Here is a 19,588-nt window from a genome sequence, read left to right on the forward strand (position 1 = left end):
CCTCCTGCCCGTTCCGTGAATAGAGGTACGACCGAGATTGCCGGTTGTTTGCTGCAAAGAACAGCCTCAGGCCTGAATCGCGGACACAAAAAAACCGTCCGGAGACGGTTTTTTTCGTCAGAAGCGCGGCTTATTTCAGGCCGGACATCTTCTGGATGGCGCCCTTGAGCTCTTCATCGGTGCAGTCGGCGCAGGTGCCTTTTGGCGGCATGGCGTTGATGCCGGTGATGGCCTTGGCCAGGATGCCGTCGAGGCCGCCCTGGTGATCGGCGCGCTCTTTCCAGGCCGCGGTGTCACCGATTTTCGGTGCGCCCAACAGGCCGGAGCCGTGGCAAGCGTTGCAATGCTTGGCAATCACTTCGTCCGGCGTCTTGGCGCCGCCACCGCCGCCTGCCGAAGCAGCGACTTCCATCCCCTTGCACTCTTGCCCTTGAACACACACCTGGCCGACCGGCTCGAGGCGTTTGGCAATGTCGTCATTCGTCGCAGCTTGAGCGCTGACAGCCCAGAGGGCCAGTACGGTTGCTGGTGCAGCCAGCATTTTCATAATTAGATTCACGCGTTCACCCTCAATGGTGGCTATTCACGCCTGCGGCCACGGTTCGCAGGCGGGCGCAAGTATAGCGGTTAGCCCGCTTCACTGAAACAACCCCAAAGTCGAAGGGGTTATATCGCGCTGTGGAAAAACGTTTCGGGCGCCTTCGCCGTATGGCCTGGCGCCTCTTGGTTTAAAAATTCGCCGGCGTGGCTGCGCTGATTAGTCGCGCCGGTGCATCGAACGGATTGCGGAAACGATGCGGCTTGGTACTTTCAAAGTAGTAGCTGTCGCCGGCTTCGAGGATAAAAGTTTCAAGGCCCACCACCAGTTCCAGGCGCCCTTCCACCAGAATCCCGGTTTCTTCGCCTTCGTGGGTGAGCATTTCTTCGCCGGTGTCGGCGCCCGGCGGGTAGATTTCATTGAGGAACGCGATGGCCCGACTCGGGTGCGCGCGGCCGACCAGTTTCATGGTCACGGCGCCGTCGGAAATGTCGATCAGCTCGTTGGCCTTGTAGACGATCTGGGTCGGTTTTTCCTGCAGGATCTCTTCGGAAAAGAACTCGACCATGGACATGGGAATCCCGCCCAGAACCTTCCTCAGCGAACTGATCGAAGGGCTGACGCTGTTCTTTTCGATCATCGAAATGGTGCTGTTGGTGACGCCCGCGCGCTTGGCGAGTTCACGCTGGGAAAGCCCTTTGAGCTTGCGGATCGATTGCAGTCGTTCACCGACGTCCAAGGCTGGAGCCTCCAGATGTTGTAGAAATATTGAGCGTTATCATGGCGACAGCGTTCAGTATTTACAACACTTGGGCCCCGCTTGCGCTTCAACCCTCGGAATAGAGCCTTGGCACCCGGCGCAGGTTGCAGAAGATCTGGTACGGAATGGTGTCCGCCCACTTCGCCACGTCGCTGGCGAGGATGTTCTTGCCCCACAACTCGACGGTCGAACCGAGGCCGGCCTGTGGCACGTCAGTCAGGTCGATGCACAGCATGTCCATCGAGACCCGGCCAAGAATGCGGCTGCGTTGACCGGCCACCAGCACCGGGGTGCCGGTCGGTGCCTGACGCGGATAACCGTCGGCATAACCCATGGCAACCACACCGATGCGCATCGGTTTGTCGGTGATGAATTTCGCACCGTAACCCACCGGCTCGCCGGCCGGCAGTTCGCGTACGCTGATGACTTTCGATTCCAGCGTCATCACCGGTTGCAGGCGATCGGCCACAGCGTTGGCTTCTTCGAACGGGGTGGCGCCGTAAAGCATGATGCCCGGACGCACCCAGTCGCTGTGAATCTGCGGCCAGCCCAGCACGGCCGGCGAGTTGCGCAGGCTGACTTCGGCCGCCAGGCCCTGACGCGCCGCGTCGAATACCGCGACCTGCTCGGCGCTGCTCTGCTCGTGCAGTTCATCGGCCCGGGCGAAGTGGCTCATCAGCACGACTTTTGCCACTTTGCCGCTGGCCAGCAAACGCTGATAAGCCGACAGGTAGTCCTTCGGATGCAGGCCCACCCGATGCATGCCCGAATCGAGCTTCAGCCACACGGTGATCGGTTTGCTCAACGCCGCCTGCTCGATTGCCTCGAGCTGCCACAGCGAATGCACCACGCACCAGAAATCGTGCTCGACGATCAGCGCCAGTTCCTCGGCCTCGAAAAAGCCTTCGAGCAACAGCACCGGCGCGCGAATCCCGGCGGCACGCAGTTCCAGGGCTTCTTCGATGCACGCCACTGCAAAGCCGTCCGCCTCAGCCTCCAGCGCCTGGGCGCAACGCACCGCGCCGTGGCCATAGGCATCGGCCTTGATCACCGCCAGTGCCTTGGCACCGGTGACTTCACGGGCGATACGGTAGTTGTGACGCAGGGCTTGAAGGTCGATCAGGGCACGGGCAGGACGCATGGCAGCAGACTTCTTGGCGGTCATGGGAATAAAAACCGGCGCTGGCTGGCGGCGTGAACCGCCAACAGCACCGGGAGAGGGATCTTTACAACGGGTTACGGCAACGCGGCGACGATGGAAATCTCGACCAGGATGCTTGGCTTGGCCATCTTCGCTTCGACCGTGGCGCGGGCCGGGGCGGCGCCTTTGGGCAGCCACTGATCCCATACCGAATTCATGCCGGCAAAGTGCGCCTCGATGTCGTTCAGGTAGATCGTCGCCGACAGCAGATGCTGTTTGTCGGTGCCGGCCAGATCAAGCAGGCGCTCGATGTTGGCGAGGACGTCGCGGGTCTGCTGTTCGACACCGGCGTTGAAGTCATCGCCGACCTGCCCGGACAGATACACCGTACCGTTGTGGCTGACGATCTGACTCATGCGCTCATTGGTGAGCTGGCGCTGGATTGCCATGCTTTGCGGACTCCTGGGTGGTGTTGCCATAACGGGAAATGTCGAGGCCTTCGGCGCTGATCTGCGGTTTTTTCTTCGCCATCAGATCGGCCAGCAAGCGCCCGGAGCCGCACGCCATGGTCCAGCCGAGGGTGCCGTGACCGGTGTTCAGGAACAGGTTCTTGAACGGGGTGGCACCGACGATCGGCGTGCCGTCCGGGGTGGTTGGACGCAGGCCGGTCCAGAAGCTCGCTTCGGCCAGGTTGCCGCCCTGAGGATAAAGGTCGTTGACGATCATCTCCAGGGTTTCGCGCCGACGCGGGTTCAGCGACAGGTCAAAACCGGCGATCTCCGCCATGCCGCCGACGCGGATGCGGTTGTCGAAACGGGTGATCGCAACCTTGTAGGTCTCGTCGAGAATGGTCGACGTCGGGGCCATCGCCGGGTTGGTGATCGGCACGGTCAGCGAGTAGCCCTTCAACGGATACACCGGGGCCTTGATGCCCAGCGGCTTGAGCAGTTGCGGCGAGTAGCTGCCGAGGGCCAGCACGTAGCGGTCGGCGGTTTCCAGCTTGCCGTCGATCCACACGCCATTGATGCGGTCACCGGCGAAGTCGAGGCGCTGGATGTCCTGGCCGAAGCGGAATTCCACACCCAGTTTGGTGGCCATTTCGGCGAGGCGGGTGGTGAAGATCTGGCAGTCGCCGGTCTGGTCGTTCGGCAGGCGCAGGGCACCGGCGAGGATATCGGTGACACCCGCCAGCGCCGGTTCGACGCGGGCAATGCCAGCGCGGTCGAGCACTTCAAACGGCACACCGGATTCTTTCAATACAGCGATGTCCTTGGCGGCGTTATCCAGTTGCGCCTGGGTGCGGAACAGCTGGGTCGTACCGAGGCTGCGGCCTTCGTAGGCGATGCCGGTTTCAGCGCGCAGTTCGTCGAGGCAGTCGCGGCTGTACTCGGACAGACGCACCATGCGCTCCTTGTTCACCGCGTAACGGTTGGCGGTGCAGTTGCGCAGCATCTGCGCCATCCACAGGTACTGGTCGATGTCGGCGGTGGCCTTGATCGCCAGCGGCGCGTGGCGTTGCAGCAGCCATTTGATGGCCTTGAGCGGCACGCCCGGCGCAGCCCACGGCGAGGCGTAGCCCGGCGAGACCTGGCCGGCGTTGGCGAAACTGGTCTCCATGGCCGCGGCGGGCTGCCGGTCGACCACCACCACTTCAAACCCGGCACGGGCCAGATAGTAAGCACTGGCGGTACCGATGACGCCGCTACCCAAGACCATAACGCGCATTTTTGTATCCCTCATCGCGGCGTGCCGCGCATGTGTGTTGTCAGAGCAATGATGCGCGCAGTGTAAAAAAGATTTGCCAGTGCTTTTCACTGTATATGCGCCTATATTTGGCGACAATTCTCGGCAAAAACCCTTTTCACGGAGGCGCATCCCCTATGCGAACCAACACTCAGACCAAACGTGAGCTGGACAAGATCGACCGCAACATCTTGCGTATCCTGCAGGCGGACGGGCGGATTTCATTCACCGAACTGGGCGAGAAGGTCGGGCTCTCCACCACACCGTGTACGGAGCGGGTGCGGCGCCTGGAGCGCGAGGGGATCATCATGGGCTACAACGCCCGCCTGAATCCGCAGCACTTGAAGGGTAGTCTGCTGGTGTTCGTCGAGATCAGCCTCGACTACAAATCCGGCGATACTTTCGAAGAGTTCCGACGTGCGGTGCTGAAATTGCCCCACGTACTCGAATGCCATCTGGTGTCAGGGGATTTCGACTATCTGGTGAAGGCGCGGATTTCCGAGATGGCCTCGTACCGCAAGCTGCTGGGCGACATCCTGCTCAAGTTGCCGCACGTGCGCGAATCCAAGAGCTACATCGTGATGGAAGAAGTGAAAGAGAGCCTGAGCCTGCCGATTCCGGATTGATCGCTCACACCAGCACCTGCCCACTGGATCGTTCCCACGCAGAGCGAGGGAACGACCAGAGTCAGACCAGCACTTGCCGGTTTTCGGCCATGTACTCGAACACCTGCTTCTCGACCCGCGGGTGAATCAGCTCCACCGGGCGCCGGCCGTTGGGGCACGGCAAGGTCTGCGTCGTTCCGAACAACCGGCAGATCAGCGGCCGTTCGTCATACACCGTGCAGCCATTCGGCCCCAGGTGCACACAGTTGAGCTCTTCCATGGCCGCGTCCTGTTCGGCGCGGGTCTTGCGCGGCAGGCGGGCCATTTCCTCGGGCGACGTGGTGACCGGCCCGCAGCAGTCATGACAGCCAGGCACGCACTCGAACGTGGGAATCTGCTGACGCAGGGCGCGGATTTTCTGGCTGTTGCAGCTCATAGCAGCGGTAACCGGAGCGAAATAGGCGGCAATTGTGCCGCAAAAGCCGTGATCCAGACACCACCGCCCGACCAATGTTGCCCGGCCTCGGGCCTGCGGCTTATGCTCCGTCAAATTTTCTCGACACCCGCTCAGGATGACGCCCATGAATGCCCGCGCCCACGCCTCCGCGAGCCAACCCCACGTTGCCTCTTATTACGCCGCCAGCAGCCTGCCGCAACCCGACCATCCGGTGTTGCAAGGTGAACTGATCGCCGACGCGTGCGTGGTCGGCGGCGGTTTCTCCGGGCTGAACACCGCGCTGGAATTGGCTGAACGCGGCATGAGCGTGGTGTTGCTCGAGGCGCACCGGATCGGCTGGGGCGCCAGCGGTCGCAACGGCGGGCAATTGATTCGCGGGGTCGGTCACGGCCTTGATCAGTTCGCCAACGTGATCGGCACCGACGGCGTACGTCAAATGAAACTCATGGGCCTGGAGGCGGTGGAAATCGTCCGCCAGCGCGTCGAAAAATTTCAGATCCCCTGCGACCTGACCTGGGGTTACTGCGACCTCGCCAACAAACCTTCCGACCTGGAAGGCTTTGCCGAAGACGCCGAAGAGCTGCGCGGCCTCGGTTATCGCTACGAAACCCGTCTGCTGCAAGCGAACGAAATGCACACCGTGGTCGGCTCCAGACGCTACGTCGGTGGCCTGATCGACATGGGCTCGGGACATCTGCACCCACTGAACCTGGCACTCGGCGAAGCCGCAGCAGCGCAGCAACTGGGGGTGAAGCTGTTCGAGCGATCGGCGGTTACCCGCATCGAATACGGCCCTGAAGTCCGGGTGCACACGGCACAAGGTTCGGTGCGGGCGAAAACCCTGGTGCTCGGCTGCAATGCCTATCTCAACGACCTCAATTCGCAACTCAGCGGCAAGGTGTTGCCGGCGGGCAGCTACATCATCGCCACCGAACCGCTGAGCAAAGAACAGGCCCACAACCTGCTGCCACAGAACATGGCGGTCTGCGACCAGCGGGTGGCGCTGGATTATTACCGGCTCTCGGCAGACCGGCGCCTGTTGTTCGGCGGCGCTTGTCACTACTCGGGGCGTGATCCGAAGGACATCGGCGCCTATATGCGGCCAAAGATGCTGGAAGTGTTTCCGCAACTGGCTTCGGTGAAGATTGATTATCAGTGGGGCGGAATGATCGGCATCGGTGCCAACCGTCTGCCGCAGATTGGCCGGCTCGCCGAGCAACCGAACGTGTATTACGCCCAGGCCTATTCCGGCCATGGCGTGAATGCCACGCACCTGGCGGGCAAGCTGCTGGCCGAGGCCATCAGCGGTCAGCACGGCGGCGGCTTCGACCTGTTCGCCAAAGTGCCACACATCACCTTCCCCGGCGGCAAGCATCTGCGCTCGCCGCTGCTGGCGTTGGGGATGTTGTGGCATCGATTGAAAGAGTTGGTCTGACATCGTTCCCACGCAGGGCATGGGAACGATCCTTTCTAGATCCGCCAGAACGGCTTCAACCCCTCCTCCAGCGCCTGCTCGCGGGTCAGCCCGATGTCCTTGAGCTGCTCCGGCGTCAGACGCAGCAACGCCTTGCGCGTGTGCAGACGATGCCAGAACAGGTTCCAGCGACTCAGGCCGGACGGTGCGTTGCGCATGCTCTCGTTGCGCGCATTGTCCTGTTGCCCTGCCTCCAGTTCCTGACTGTGTAACGTCAGCCGCACATCGCTCAAGCCGTTCATTTTCATTGCTCCTGTTTACTTGGGTAGCCAGAGATTCCATGATGCGCGGGCGAGCAAAAGCATTACAGATTCAACACATCTGTATTACTTCCATACAGATTGACCATCTGAAGCTCTGAATTGTCGATTTTTCTCGCATCTGTACCGGTTTACCGAATCACCTGCACCGAGGCAGCGTCATGACCCTGTATGTGAACCTCGCCGAGCTGCTCGGCACGCGCATCGAACAAGGCTTCTACCGTCCCGGCGACCGACTGCCGTCGGTACGTGCCCTGAGTGTCGAACACGGAGTCAGTCTGAGCACGGTGCAGCAGGCCTATCGGATGCTGGAAGACAGCGGTCTGGCTACGCCGAAACCGAAGTCCGGGTACTTCGTGCCGGTCGGTCGTGAGTTGCCGGAGCTACCGGCGATCGGGCGTCCGGCGCAACGCCCGGTGGAGATTTCCCAGTGGGATCAGGTGCTGGAACTGATTCGCGCCGTGCCGCGCAAGGACGTGGTGCAACTCGGTCGCGGCATGCCGGACATCAGCTCGCCGACGATGAAACCGCTGCTGCGCGGGTTGGCCCGTATCAGCCGCCGTCAGGACATGCCCGGTCTGCATTACGACAACATCCACGGCACCCTCGAACTGCGCGAGCAGATCGCCCGGCTGATGCTCGATTCCGGATGCCAGTTGAGCGCCAGCGATCTGGTAGTCACCACCGGTTGCCACGAAGCGCTGTCCACCAGCATCCACGCGATCTGCGAGCCCGGTGACATCGTCGCGGTGGATTCGCCAAGCTTTCACGGCGCCATGCAGACCCTCAAGGGGCTGGGCATGAAAGCCCTGGAAATCCCCACCGATCCGCTCACCGGCATCAGCCTCGAAGCGCTGGAACTGGCGCTGGAGCAATGGCCGATCAAGGTCATCCAGCTCACGCCCAACTGCAACAACCCGCTCGGCTACATCATGCCGGAGTCGCGCAAACGCGCCCTGCTCAACCTGGCCCAGCGCTTCGACGTGGCGATCATCGAGGACGATGTGTATGGCGAACTGGCCTACACCTACCCACGTCCGCGCACGATCAAATCCTTCGACGAAGACGGCCGCGTGCTGCTGTGCAGTTCGTTTTCCAAGACCCTCGCGCCAGGACTGCGCATCGGCTGGGTCGCGCCGGGTCGCTATCTCGAGCGCGTGCTGCACATGAAATACATCAGCACTGGCTCCACAGCACCGCAACCGCAGATCGCCATCGCCGAATTTCTCAAGGCCGGGCACTTCGAACCGCATTTGCGGCGGATGCGCACGCAATACCAGCGTAATCGCGACGTGATGATCGACTGGGTCACGCGATACTTCCCGGCCGGCACCCGCGCCAGCCGTCCGCAAGGCAGTTTCATGCTCTGGGTCGAACTGCCGGAAGGTTTCGATACGCTGAAACTCAATCGTGCGCTGCACGATCAAGGCGTACAGATTGCCGTCGGCAGCATCTTTTCCGCCTCGGGCAAGTACCGCAATTGCCTGCGCATGAACTACGCGGCCAAACCGACAGCGCTGATCGAAGAGGCGGTGCGCAAGGTCGGCGCGGCCGCGATCAAGCTGTTGGCCGAGACCGATTAATCCACCGTAAAAGCGCCCTGCCCTTCAAACCGCACCGGATCGACGGGGCGGCTTGAGGCGTCATCGACTCGCGCATCGAGCTCGAGCTCCACCTCCAGCCGGCTGCCCCGGGCACCGGCATCCGCCCGCCATGGGACGACGTGGATGCCCGGGCGCAGGAAATCGCCTTCGACCGACTGGCCGCTGTCCAGGCGCCAGTGCACCGCCACACCGTCCAGACGCACGGCCACTATGCGTAATTGCAGCGTGCCCGCCGCCCAACGGAAACGCTGCGGATCGGCGGGGGGCGCGACAAATGCCCAGCGCATCAAGCGCACATCGGGACACTGCACCCGCAGGTGCACGCTACGCAGGCCAAAACCCGGTCCCCGGCCATCAAGCGCCGCACGTTGCAGCAGCTCGGCGCGCGTCGCGCTCCCCAGGTTCACGCTGGCGGGCGACAGGCTCGACTGACATGTTTCAGCGCCCCACACCGGTTGAAATAACAGGCACAGCAAGACGATCAGAACCGGCAGAAATTTCATCAGATGTACTCGTTCAGGACAGCTCGGCCGGGGCGCAGGTGGCATCGACCCGCTCGATGAGCGCGCTGTCTTCAGGAAATTCGGAAAGCGGGAAACGCAACTCGCACCGCGTGTTGTCAGGAAGCTGCACATGTAGCCGTTGACCCGCTTTTGCGTCAGGCAGAAAAATCGCTCCGCCGTCCTGGACCGTTGTCAGGTAACGGCCCTGTTCGTCGTGAACGCTCAGCCCCTTGGCCAGCCATTGCCGGTCGACGGTCATCGCGTTGAGCAACAATCGCCGGACGGTCACGAGGGAGAAGTCCAGATGCTGCACCGAGCCTCGTGCCGGCTGCACTTCCTTCACCCCGTCGAGTACTTCAACGTTGCGCGACAGGCTGAGCGGGTCGACTTCCAGCCGCGCCGTCGACCAGGCCGGCAGGCTCGCCGCGACTGCCCGGCCCGAGCCATCGGTCCAGACCGGTCCTTGAGGCGTGTTCAGTTTCACGCCCGATCGATCACCGGCCTTGAGTACGCCGAAGGTGTCGCGCAGGGGATAGGGTGACAACGTTGCGCCATTGCGATGCAACGCCACACCACCGCGCAGCCCCACGTCGTAATCGGTCGCGCCGGATCGCTGGCCGACGCCAACGTCCAGGCTGGTGTAGCGCGGCAGCGCAGTGAAACGTACTCCGTAACTGGCCGCCGTCTCATCGCGGTATTCGGCGTTGGCGTTGTAGGCCAGGTTTTCACTCAGTACATCGCTGACAGCCACGCCCCGGCGCACGCCGGATCGATCATCACGGCGCAAATAGCCGCGCAGTCTTCGCTGGCCACCCAGCGCCATTCCCAGCGTCAGGTAAGCGGAGTTGCCCAGACGATCGGGCGCCGTGTCGCCGATAGCACGCTCCAGGTTTAATGACAGGCTGATGCGCTCAGGCAATGTGCGCGACCACGACAGGCCAAGACGCGACTGCGACGGTTCACCCTGGGTCGAATATCGCGACCAGGTCGCCCCGAATGCGCCCCATTGATCCACCGAGCCTGTGACAGAAAAAACCAGATGATCGCGACCGGGGGATTCGGCCCGGTGAAGGTTCTGATCCCAACCTGTGTCTGACAGCGTGCGAAAATTCCGACTCTGGCGCACGGCAACCAGGCTCGTCGACAGGTGCTCGGACAGCGGCGCACTGAGCGTCAGTTGCGTCTGGCTGCCCCCCACGCCACGGGAGCGTTCATCGGACAGCACCTGCTTCACGCCCAGTGCGTAGCCGCCGGCCCACTGCCGCTGCAGGCCCCAGCCTGTTGACAGATAGTCGGTTGCCGCGAGCACGCCGGCAGTAAGCCGCGTGGCCTGTCCCCAATCCCAGTCCTTGCTGAAGGCGGTGAAAGAAGGCGTCTGTCGGTCGTCCGAGCCCAGCCGTCGCACCGTGCCCAGCGCAAAGTTGAACCCGCTCGGTCCGGCCCATTGCGCTTCGTGGAGGCTGGCTGCCGGCACCCGCAAGCGCCGCGCCTGTCCATCCTGTTCGTGGACAGTCACTTCCAGATCAATCCGGTTGCTCAGCAACGGCAGCGCTCGCAGCGTGAACGGCCCACTCGGCACCATAGTGGTGTAGATCATCACGCCGTTCTGCCGGACTTCGATCCGAGCCGGCGAATATGCGACTCCCTCCACCTGCCCGCGCGCGCCGTCCTGCGCTGTTCGTAATTGCGTGAATGCCGCTTCCGGCAGGATCTGCACACCGGTGAATGACTCACCGGCAAACAAGGTCGACGCGAGATTCAATTGCCCGACCTGCAGACTGGCTTCGGCGTCCTCCAGGGTTCGCGCACCGTAGGCATACAGGTGCTCGAACCGCGAGTGACCGGAGGTCGATGTGTAGGACTGCCGGCTGCGCAACACCCAGTCCCCGGCATTCAGACCAAGCTCCGACCCCAGGCTTTGAAACCTGTCGTGCCGGCCTTCATGCTGGCTGCCGACCATCAACGCGTCATAGTTGAAGACGCCGGCCGTACCACCATGGGCGAAGTTGTTTGGCGCGCGCTCCGGCAACATCAGACTGTCGGTGGGTACCCGCAGGTCAATCAGTTCGCGTCCCGGGTCCAGCTGCACGACCGCTTCGGGAAATCCCTGTGCCAGCGTCATGCACTGCGCCGGTCGCAGCTTGTCCATCGAGGGTGGCGGACGCACGCCGGCGGCGTTCAGCCACTGGGGGTGCAGGCACAATTCGCCGCGCTCGTTGAACGACACCCGCACACGGCCTCGGGCTTGTCCGTTGACCTCAAGCGCCACGGAATGCTCGCCTTGGGTGAAGCGCGGCGCCTCACGAAAGTACGCCGCCAGCGCAGGATCGATGCCACGGTCTCTCAACACTTGAGCGTCGAACTCCAGTGACTCGGTCGCCAGCGCGGTACCGTTGACCGCGAGCAGCCACACGCCCCAACGAACGCAGACTCTCATCAGCGAGTAACCGGCGCATCGTAATGATCGACAGCAAAGCCGTAGGTCGTGGCCGGAAAAATCCTCACCGCCATCGTCTGTGCCGAGGCGTGCAAGGGTAGATCAGCGTGCAGGCGCTCGCCGGGCAAGATGTAGGTCTTTGGGAGATTCACCGAGCGGGTGCCCGGCAGAGGCACAATGGTTTTCGCCAGCCGCACAACATAGGGGCTCGGATTGACGACCTGCACACCTGCGGCATCCATTGACCAGGTCAGTCGCTTCCAGGGTTCACGTTCGACCGGCAACCCGGCAGGACGCAAAATCACCGGCAAGTTCTGGCGTACACCGAGAGTAACCCGCGCTCCGGCGGCGTCACTGGCCGGGCTGATTCCCTCGAAGATCACCCGTTTCAGACGTTCCACCTTCAACGGTTGCCGGTTTTGCAGAATGAATCGCACTTGCTGAATGCCGTCGGGTTCGACCCGGGCAATGGGTGGGGTGAAGATCAGCAGTACGTCGTCGCTGTCTTCGATGTCCTCAACGGTGGTGTGCAGCAATGCAGGGTGCGTATCGGTATTGCGCACATTCATCACCGCTTCACCCATGCCCTCCTCCACCAACAGCACCGGCGTCTGTGGAACCATTCCGGCGGCGTGGACCAGAGGCACTGAAAACCATGCGGACAGGCACAGCGGTGCCGTCTTGAAAACAGACTTGAAAGAAATGAGCATCGGGATAATCCGTGAAATCCTGGATGCGATCCGGCAGGTGCCGGACCGCGCTCGCATGAGCCAGTCCGTCCCGGTGCCTGAGAGGTACCGGGACGCATCCGTCAGAGGTAGAACATGTCGAACGTCACGGAGCCGTCCAGCGGGATTTCGTTGGCAATCGGCAGGGCGTTGCTTGGGCCGATGATCGGCAGCAGGTGCATCGGGAAACCGTGGTGACGAGCGGCAACGGGACCGGTCGCAGCGCTGGCGCCCCACGAGTACAACTGCGGCGCATTGCTGACCAGCGTACTGGTCGGCACACGCCATGCCGGGGCCGCCAGCGTCCGGGTCAGCAGTGTCTGGGCATTGCCGTCGGTCTCCGGAATGCCGTGACGCAAGGCGAAACCGCCAATACGCGTACCGTTGATTTCACCCAAACCGTAAAACAGCGCCGGATCGCTTTGCCCGGCACCATCACTGATACCCGGCAGCTTGGTGCCGGCACGGTTGTCGCGCACCGACACTTCCACCGGAGCCGGTGCATCGCAATTGATGTGCAGCGACACGTCGCGACCGGCCAACAGTGTCTGGGTGGTTGGATTCAGCGTCGCCGCCGAAATCTTGCGCAGATCCACCGTGCTGCCCCCGGCAAAGGCCGGAATGCACGAGGTCGGAATAATGGTACCGATGACATTCAGGTCAACGCTTTCTGCCATCGCCAACGTTGGCAGCAACGCTGCCGCCAGTACCGCAAGACGGGATGTCTTTTTCATAAGCCGTAATCTTCCATTTGATTGACAGTTCAGTCCCTACAAACCTGGTATGTAAGTAAGCGGGCTGATGATTGCGGCTTATGAGAGATAAATCTGTAGGAAATAGTGGCGCTCAAACAGCGAAATCACGACTGGATTAATAGGTAATTTGTGCTCGGTAGTGGGGTCCTACGCTGCCGTAGCCAAATGTTTCAGTTTGCTTGAAAGCGCGCATCGATCTCGAACCGGGTCAGATCGGCAACCCGGGTCTGCGCTGACCCGACCCGCCCTTCAAACTCTACGTCGACGTCCATGCGCTGCCCTTCCAGGGCGACGCCCGCCCGCGCAGGAATCAGGCTTTGCCCGGCGGGCCAGACTGCACCGGATGCGACACCCGGTTCAAATCCAAGCCACTGCACAGCCTTGCCATCCACCCGCACAGCCACCACCTGAACCCTCAACGCCCCGGCGCCAAACCGATAGTCCACGGCACCCGCCGCAGGCGCCGCCAGGTCAAGTCGCAGCGGTCCTGCCCGGTCACACTGAACGGTGATCTGCACCCGCCGGCGCCCGAAACTCAACTGGTCATTTTCCAGTGGCTGTTGCAGCAACTGACCGCGCGTCATCGCTCCAAAATCGACTGAAGGCTGCCCCAGCCTGACGGCACAGTCCGACTGCGCCTGCGACTGATCGGCGACAAACACGGTACCGAGCAATGCCAGACCGATCGTGCCGGTATTCAAACGATGCATGGTGACTGACTCCTTAAACCGCGTGGCAGGTGGCTTGCGCCGTTTCGTACAGCGCGTGCGTGTCGGGTTGTTCGCCGAGGTCGTAGGACAGCCGACAGCGACTGCCATCGGGCAGCACCACGTGCAAAATCGTGTCCGGCCGGACATCGGGCAAAAAGATCGTGCCGGCTTCCAGTACGTTGGTGATGTACTGCCCCTGCGCGTCGAAAACGGCTCCACCCTTGCGCAGAAGAACGTTGTCGGCGGAACGCGCCTGTAACAGCAGGCGCCGCGCGGTGACCATGTCGAATGCAAGCGTCGCTACCGCACCACGCCCGGCTTCGACTTCCAGGTAAGCGTTGTGCACATCGACATTGCGCCCCAGGCTGGCCGTGTCGAGTTCGACCCGGCCTGTGCTGTACGCCGGCAGACTCGCCGCCACGGCGCGCCCGGAATAGTCGGTCCAGACCGGGCCGCGCGGGGTGTTCAGCTTGACGCCGGCACTGTCGCCGGCCTTGAGCAAGGCGAAGGTTTCGCGCAGTGGATAGGGCGACAGGGTCACGCCCTCACCATGGATCAGCGCACCGCCGCGAAAGCCGATGTCATAGTTCTGGTTACCGGCACCGCTGCGGGAATAGCCCATGTCCATCTGACTGTAGTGGGGCAACAGATTGACCCGCCCGTTGAACCCGGCGCTACCGTTATCCGGCCGTTCGGCGCCGATGCTGTAGGCCAGTGTGTCGCTGAGCTGTTCATTGAATCTCAGGCCGCTGCGGGTGCCGCCCACATCGTCGTTGCGCACATAGCCGCGCAACGTCTGCCGCACACCCAACGGCAGGCTGACACTCAGATAAGCCGCGGTGCCACGCGCATCGTCCGGCGCCCCGGCAACATCGCGTTCAACCGACAATGTCACATTGGCCCGCCGAATGCTCTGCGACCAGGCCAGGGCGGCTCTTGAAGTGGCCGTCCCGTCAAGCAAGGAGTACCGCGAGTAGCTGGCGGAGAGGCCGCCGTACATCGGACTGCTGGTGCTGAGATTGGCCGTCAGTTGATTGCGTACCCGCTGAAACGGCTGATCATTGTGCGAGTCCCAGGTGGTATCCGACAGCGTGCGGAAACCCTGGGTCTGTTGGGTCAGCGCAATACTCGCCGACAACCTCTCGCTCAACAGACCGCTGGCCGTCCACTGCAACTGCGCGCCGGACACTGCCTGTTCCTGCGCCCGGGAAATCACCTGTCGGCCACCGAGTACCAGCCGATCGCCGATGCTGCCCTGCATCGCCCAGCCCACCGACTCATAGCCTGTGCCGAGCATGGCGCCGGCCGTAACCTGCCCGCGCGCCCCCAGCCGCCAGTCCTTGCTGGCAGCGGCAAAGGACGGCGAATCTCGATCGTCACCGGCGTAGCGTCGCACTTGGCCGACCGCCAGCCCATAACCGGCCGCCCGTCCCGTCATCCCGCCACGTAACTGCGTCGCCGGCACAATGAAGCGCCGCTGCTGCCCGTCTCCTTCATGCACCGTCACTTCCAGATCCACGCTCTGACTGAGCAACGGCAAACCGACCAGAGTGAACGGGCCACCGGGCACCACCGTGGTGTAGATCAGCGCACCGTTCTGTGTGACTTCGATCCGCGCGGCGGAATAGGCAATGCCTTCAACCCGCGCACCGGAGCTGTCATCGTCCAGCGCCATCAAGGCAAGTTCCGGCTGCACCTGAAAGCCGTTAAAAGCCTCGCCGGAAAACAACGGGGAAACCATGTTCAACTGACCCAGTTGCAGGTTGGCCTGATAGCGCTCCGAGGTGTGCGAGGCATAGGCATACAGGTGCTCGAGGCGATCCTGACCGGCGAACTCGCTGTACACCTGACGACTGCGAAACGACCAGTCCGCCGCATTCAGGCCCAGCTCAGCGTTCAAGTTCCGGTACTGCGATGACTGGCCGGCGAAACGGTTGCCAAGCAATAAGGCATCGTAGTTGAACAGGCCTGCCGTACCACCGTTCAGGAAGCTGCGACGGGCCGGACGTTCGGGCAACAGCACAGCGGAGGGCAACAGCAGGGCGATGTGTTCCTGCGACGGATCGGCTTGCACCACAGCGTCAGGAAAGTACCGAGCGAACAGTTCACACCCCGATCCACCCGCCGACTCAACATGATCCACTGCCCTGATATCGCCGCGCTCCAGCAGTGACGGCGTGAAACACAATTCGCCTTCGGCATCGAACGTAACCTGCACCCGTCCCTTGGGAACGCCGTTGACCGACAGGGTGACGGCCTGCACGCCCTCGCGAAAGCGCGGCGCCTGGCTGAAGTACTCGGCCAGGCGCGGATCCAGCCCGCGGGATTTCAGTACAGCCTGATTGAACTGCACGGACACATGCTCGGCGCTATTGACGACAGGAGCGGCGCCAAAAACGATCATCAGCGCCGCGCCGGCGCGACACATTCGATGCATCAATCCGTCACCAACGGAGCGTCGAAGTGCGCAATGGCGAAACCGTAAGTGGTCACTGGAAACAGCCGTACCTGACGCTGTAAATGGCTCGGCTCGGCCACCCCGCTCAAGGTCAGCTGTTCGCCGGGCAACACATAGGTGCGCCCCAGATCCATCTCCTTGCCACCCGGCAACAACGTCACCGAATGGCCCAGTCGCACGACATACGGGCTGGGATTGCGCACCTTGACCTCAGTGCCCTGACGTGACCAGACCAGATGTTTCCAGGGCTCACGGTCGACCGGCAGCTTTGCCGGCCGCAGGATCGCCGGGATGTTCTGGCGCACACTCAGGCTGACCTGCGCCTTGCCCGTCGCATCCTGCGGCGCGATCCCTTCGAACACCACACGCTTGAGACGCTCGGTCTTCAGCGGTTCAGCGCTGCGCAGAATGAATCGCACACGCTGGATGGCTCCGGGCTCGACCCGGGCCACCGGCGGCGTCAGAAGAAGCAACGGCTCGGTGTCTTGCGGCACATCCTCGACAGAAGTATGCAGCAGCGCCGGATGAGGCTCGCTGTTGAACACATTGATCCCCGCCTCACCCAGTCCTTCATCGAGCACCAGCACCGGCGTTTCGGGAACCATCCCCGCCGCCCGGATCGATCCGGGCCCCAGCAAGAACACCAGCAGTACACGGGTGATGGCGTTGCGTGCGAACGCGTTCATGTCGTTTTCCACAGGCGAGCGCGCAGCCGGCGGCAATGCCGGGCCACGAGCCAGCCGATCAGGTTGATTGGAAATGACAGGCCACGCCTGTCGAGAGTTACTGCAAAGCCTTGGTGTGTCTCAGGTCCGGCACCGTCACGCGCCCCTTCAGAGGTAAAGCAACTCGAACGTAGCCGACCCGTTCAGTGCGAACTCGGAGGTAATCGGCAGGCTCGACGACGGGCCGATGACCGGGACCAGCGTCATGGGAAACGTATGCACGGTGCCAGGTGTCGGGCCTGCCGACAACGACGCCCCCCACGAGTACCGAAGGTTGCCGCCTTCGGTGTATTTCCCGACCAGCGTTGCCGTATCGGGAGTGTCCCAGTTGGCCATGTCTCCTTGCTTGTACAGGATCATCGACGGCTGACCGTCGACGGAGGGTGTGCCGAATCGCAGACCGTAGCCACCGATCTTCGCCCCGGCGACTTCACCGATCCCGTAGATGTACATGGCCCAGTCGGAACCATCGACGACAATCCCGGGCAGTCGTGTATGAGTCTGGTTGTCATGCACCTTGATCGCCATGGGGGCGGCTGCGGAGCAACTGATGCTCAGGGTTATGTTGCGGTTTTGCAGTTCGGTCTGCCGATCCCGGTTCAGAGAACCGGCGGGAATGTCTCCCAGGTCGACCGTATTGCCGCCGGTGAAGGCCGGTGTACACGAGGTCGGAATAATCGAGCCCGTGATCGTCAGATCCGCGCTATCGGCCATGACCCCTGCCGGTAACAAGGTGCTTGCGACAGCAATTGCACGAAAGGTCTTGCGCATGAAAATTCTCACTCCATAAGAATCGAAAGATGACAGCCAGCTACGCGTCTTCTACTGAAAGACAGGAAAATTCCTGTTTCAAAATCAGCGTTGTCATTATTCCAATTGCCTCCCGGCAGCGATGTAAGGCGAAAGCGCGATTCGCACTGGAAAAATCGCTGGCGGGCGTAGCTGATGTGAGCCGGAAAAATCGCCGATCTGTTTAAACATGCTCACCCTGCCGACAGCCCCGGGCTACACGCCGCTCTGCGCCGTGAGTCGGATTGACCAGACACGCTGGGGCAACACCCGGTGCCTGTCGTGCCATACTCCTGATCTCGCCACTCACCCGGAACGATCCGACTTGAGCTCCAGACACACTCTGCCGTTTGCCCTGTTGTTCGTCCTGTTGCTCGGCGGTTGCGCTTCGCTGGATGTTCCCAGGGAACCAAGTCAGGCCTTGCCGGCGAACGAATCGGCATTCGGCCGTTCAATTCAGGCGCAGGCAGCGCCCTACAAGGGCCAGTCCGGTTTTCGCCTGCTGTCCAACAGCACCGAAGCCTTCACTGCCCGCGCCGAACTGATCCGCAACGCCCAAAGCAGCCTCGACCTGCAGTACTACATCGTCCATGACGGCATCAGCACGCGAATGCTGGTGGAAGAAGTGCTGAAGGCCGCTGATCGTGGCGTGCGGGTGCGGATCCTGCTGGACGACACCACCAGCGACGGCCTCGACCTGATCATCGCCACGCTGGCGGCGCATCCGAATATCCAGATCCGTCTGTTCAATCCATTGCACCTGGGACGCAGCACCGGCGTGACCCGCGCCGCAGGCCGGCTGTTCAACCTGTCGCTGCAGCACCGGCGGATGCACAACAAGTTGTGGCTGGCGGACAACAGCGCGGCGATCGTCGGCGGGCGCAATCTGGGCGACGAGTACTTCGATGCCGAACCCAATCTAAACTTCACCGATATCGACATGCTCAGTGTCGGGCCGGTCGCCGAACAACTCGGACACAGTTTCGACCAGTACTGGAACAGCGCGCTGAGCAGGCCGATCGAAGAGTTTCTTTCCAGCAAACCCACCCCCAAAGACTTGCAAAACACCCGCACGCGACTGGAAGAGTCGCTGGAAGACACCCGCAAACAGAATCACGCGCTGTATCAGCAGTTGATGACTTACCGCACCGCTCCGCGCATGGACGTCTGGCGCCGGGAACTGATCTGGGCCTGGAACCAGGCGCTGTGGGATGCGCCGAGCAAGGTGCTGGCCAAGGGCGAACCCGATCCGCACCTGCTGCTGACGACCCAACTGGCGCCGGAGCTCACCGGTGTCAGCAACGAACTGGTGATGATTTCTGCCTACTTCGTACCGGGGCAGCCGGGGTTGGTCTACCTGACCGGCCGTGCCGATGCCGGCGTAGCGGTGAGTCTGCTGACCAATTCGCTGGAAGCCACTGACGTGCCAGCCGTGCATGGCGGTTACGCGCCGTATCGCAAGGCGTTGCTGGAACACGGCGTGAAGCTCTTCGAACTGCGGCGCCAGCCTGGAGATAATTACGGCAGCGGCCCGCACCTGTTTTACAGCAAGTCCTATCGCGGCTCGGATTCGAGCCTGCACAGCAAAGCGATGATCTTCGACGGCAAAAAATCGTTCATTGGCTCGTTCAATTTCGACCCGCGCTCGGTGCTGTGGAACACCGAAGTCGGGGTGCTGGTGGACAGTCCCGAACTGGCAGCGCACGTGCGCGAGCTGGCCTTGCAGGGCATGGCACCGGCGCTGAGTTACGAGGCGAAACTGCAGGATGGAAAAGTCGTCTGGGTTACCGAAGACAACGGCCAGATGCACACGCTGACCAAGGAACCCGGCAGTTGGTGGCGACGGTTCAATGCGTGGTTCAGCACCACGGTTGGACTGGAGCGGATGCTGTAGCAGCCCG

Annotated in this window: 19 protein-coding genes; 4 read left to right on the forward strand and 15 right to left on the reverse strand. The window is 62.2% G+C overall.

Annotated features, from left to right (window positions below; translation table 11 throughout):
• Positions 1–130 precede the first annotated feature (130 nt).
• The 5 genes from ACKJSM_RS04775 to dadA form a co-directional block, all read right to left on the reverse strand.
• On the reverse strand, positions 131–547 hold the full coding sequence (locus ACKJSM_RS04775; protein ID WP_236182307.1) for a c-type cytochrome: 417 nt from the start codon (positions 545–547) through the stop codon (positions 131–133).
• Between the two features lie 181 nt (positions 548–728).
• Positions 729–1,277, reverse strand: coding sequence for a cupin domain-containing protein (locus ACKJSM_RS04780; protein WP_003229444.1), 549 nt, complete (start codon positions 1,275–1,277; stop codon positions 729–731).
• Positions 1,278–1,365: 88 nt separating this feature from the next.
• Entirely contained in the window at positions 1,366–2,439 is a 1,074-nt protein-coding gene (gene alr / locus ACKJSM_RS04785) for an alanine racemase (protein WP_410236806.1), read from the reverse strand.
• A gap of 95 nt (positions 2,440–2,534) precedes the next feature.
• Positions 2,535–2,888 carry a RidA family protein gene (locus ACKJSM_RS04790; protein ID WP_039765240.1) on the reverse strand — a complete coding sequence of 118 codons (354 nt, stop codon included), beginning with the start codon at positions 2,886–2,888 and terminating at the stop codon, positions 2,535–2,537.
• Positions 2,860–4,164 (reverse strand): D-amino acid dehydrogenase, encoded by a 1,305-nt coding sequence (gene dadA, locus ACKJSM_RS04795; protein ID WP_007954487.1) that lies wholly within the window; start codon positions 4,162–4,164, stop codon positions 2,860–2,862. The genes ACKJSM_RS04790 and dadA overlap by 29 nt, the downstream gene beginning before the upstream one ends.
• A 155-nt stretch (positions 4,165–4,319) precedes the next feature.
• Between dadA and ACKJSM_RS04800 the strand changes: the two genes are divergently transcribed.
• A complete protein-coding gene (locus ACKJSM_RS04800) occupies positions 4,320–4,808 on the forward strand; it encodes an Lrp/AsnC ligand binding domain-containing protein (RefSeq protein WP_003177284.1) in 489 nt (162 codons plus the stop codon).
• Between the two features lie 61 nt (positions 4,809–4,869).
• Here the strand turns inward: ACKJSM_RS04800 and ACKJSM_RS04805 are convergent, their stop codons facing one another.
• A complete protein-coding gene (locus ACKJSM_RS04805; protein WP_236182286.1) occupies positions 4,870–5,223 on the reverse strand; it encodes a YkgJ family cysteine cluster protein in 354 nt (117 codons plus the stop codon).
• Between the two features lie 145 nt (positions 5,224–5,368).
• On the opposite strand from ACKJSM_RS04805, the gene ACKJSM_RS04810 reads away from it, so the two are divergent.
• Positions 5,369–6,679 (forward strand): NAD(P)/FAD-dependent oxidoreductase, encoded by a 1,311-nt coding sequence (locus ACKJSM_RS04810; RefSeq protein ID WP_410236782.1) that lies wholly within the window; start codon positions 5,369–5,371, stop codon positions 6,677–6,679.
• A 35-nt stretch (positions 6,680–6,714) separates the two neighbouring features.
• On the opposite strand, the gene ACKJSM_RS04815 is transcribed toward ACKJSM_RS04810, so the two are convergent.
• On the reverse strand, positions 6,715–6,960 hold the full coding sequence (locus ACKJSM_RS04815) for a DUF1127 domain-containing protein (RefSeq protein ID WP_236182288.1): 246 nt from the start codon (positions 6,958–6,960) through the stop codon (positions 6,715–6,717).
• A 179-nt stretch (positions 6,961–7,139) separates the two neighbouring features.
• On the opposite strand from ACKJSM_RS04815, the gene ACKJSM_RS04820 reads away from it, so the two are divergent.
• A complete protein-coding gene (locus ACKJSM_RS04820) occupies positions 7,140–8,561 on the forward strand; it encodes a PLP-dependent aminotransferase family protein (protein WP_236182289.1) in 1,422 nt (473 codons plus the stop codon).
• Here the strand turns inward: ACKJSM_RS04820 and ACKJSM_RS04825 are convergent.
• The 8 genes from ACKJSM_RS04825 to ACKJSM_RS04860 all read right to left on the reverse strand — a co-directional run bounded on the left by ACKJSM_RS04825 (position 8,558) and on the right by ACKJSM_RS04860 (position 17,612).
• Positions 8,558–9,085, reverse strand: a complete 528-nt coding sequence (locus tag ACKJSM_RS04825; protein WP_236182290.1) for a hypothetical protein — start codon at positions 9,083–9,085, stop codon at positions 8,558–8,560. The genes ACKJSM_RS04820 and ACKJSM_RS04825 overlap by 4 nt on opposite strands.
• Positions 9,086–9,098: 13 nt before the next feature.
• Positions 9,099–11,522 carry a fimbria/pilus outer membrane usher protein gene (locus ACKJSM_RS04830; RefSeq protein WP_410236784.1) on the reverse strand — a complete coding sequence of 808 codons (2,424 nt, stop codon included), beginning with the start codon at positions 11,520–11,522 and terminating at the stop codon, positions 9,099–9,101.
• Positions 11,522–12,232: a fimbria/pilus chaperone family protein gene (locus ACKJSM_RS04835; protein WP_410236786.1), complete on the reverse strand. Its 711-nt coding sequence runs from the start codon at positions 12,230–12,232 to the stop codon at positions 11,522–11,524. Before ACKJSM_RS04835 ends, ACKJSM_RS04830 begins: the two co-directional genes overlap by 1 nt.
• 101 nt (positions 12,233–12,333) lie before the next feature.
• Positions 12,334–12,984, reverse strand: coding sequence for a DUF1120 domain-containing protein (locus ACKJSM_RS04840; protein WP_236182293.1), 651 nt, complete (start codon positions 12,982–12,984; stop codon positions 12,334–12,336).
• 191 nt (positions 12,985–13,175) lie between these two features.
• A complete protein-coding gene (locus ACKJSM_RS04845) occupies positions 13,176–13,715 on the reverse strand; it encodes a hypothetical protein (protein ID WP_236182294.1) in 540 nt (179 codons plus the stop codon).
• A 13-nt stretch (positions 13,716–13,728) separates the two neighbouring features.
• On the reverse strand, positions 13,729–16,152 hold the full coding sequence (locus ACKJSM_RS04850; RefSeq protein WP_410236787.1) for a fimbria/pilus outer membrane usher protein: 2,424 nt from the start codon (positions 16,150–16,152) through the stop codon (positions 13,729–13,731).
• Entirely contained in the window at positions 16,152–16,859 is a 708-nt protein-coding gene (locus ACKJSM_RS04855) for a fimbria/pilus chaperone family protein (RefSeq protein ID WP_410236789.1), read from the reverse strand. The genes ACKJSM_RS04850 and ACKJSM_RS04855 overlap by 1 nt, the downstream gene beginning before the upstream one ends.
• A gap of 147 nt (positions 16,860–17,006) precedes the next feature.
• Positions 17,007–17,612, reverse strand: a complete 606-nt coding sequence (locus tag ACKJSM_RS04860) for a DUF1120 domain-containing protein (protein ID WP_236182297.1) — start codon at positions 17,610–17,612, stop codon at positions 17,007–17,009.
• Between the two features lie 400 nt (positions 17,613–18,012).
• Here ACKJSM_RS04860 and ACKJSM_RS04865 point away from each other — a divergent pair, with 400 nt between their 5' ends.
• Positions 18,013–19,581: a phospholipase D-like domain-containing protein gene (locus ACKJSM_RS04865; RefSeq protein ID WP_410236790.1), complete on the forward strand. Its 1,569-nt coding sequence runs from the start codon at positions 18,013–18,015 to the stop codon at positions 19,579–19,581.
• Positions 19,582–19,588 lie beyond the last annotated feature (7 nt).

It is taken from the genome of Pseudomonas sp. PHC1, assembly GCF_046487845.1.
GTDB lineage: Bacteria > Pseudomonadota > Gammaproteobacteria > Pseudomonadales > Pseudomonadaceae > Aquipseudomonas > Aquipseudomonas sputi.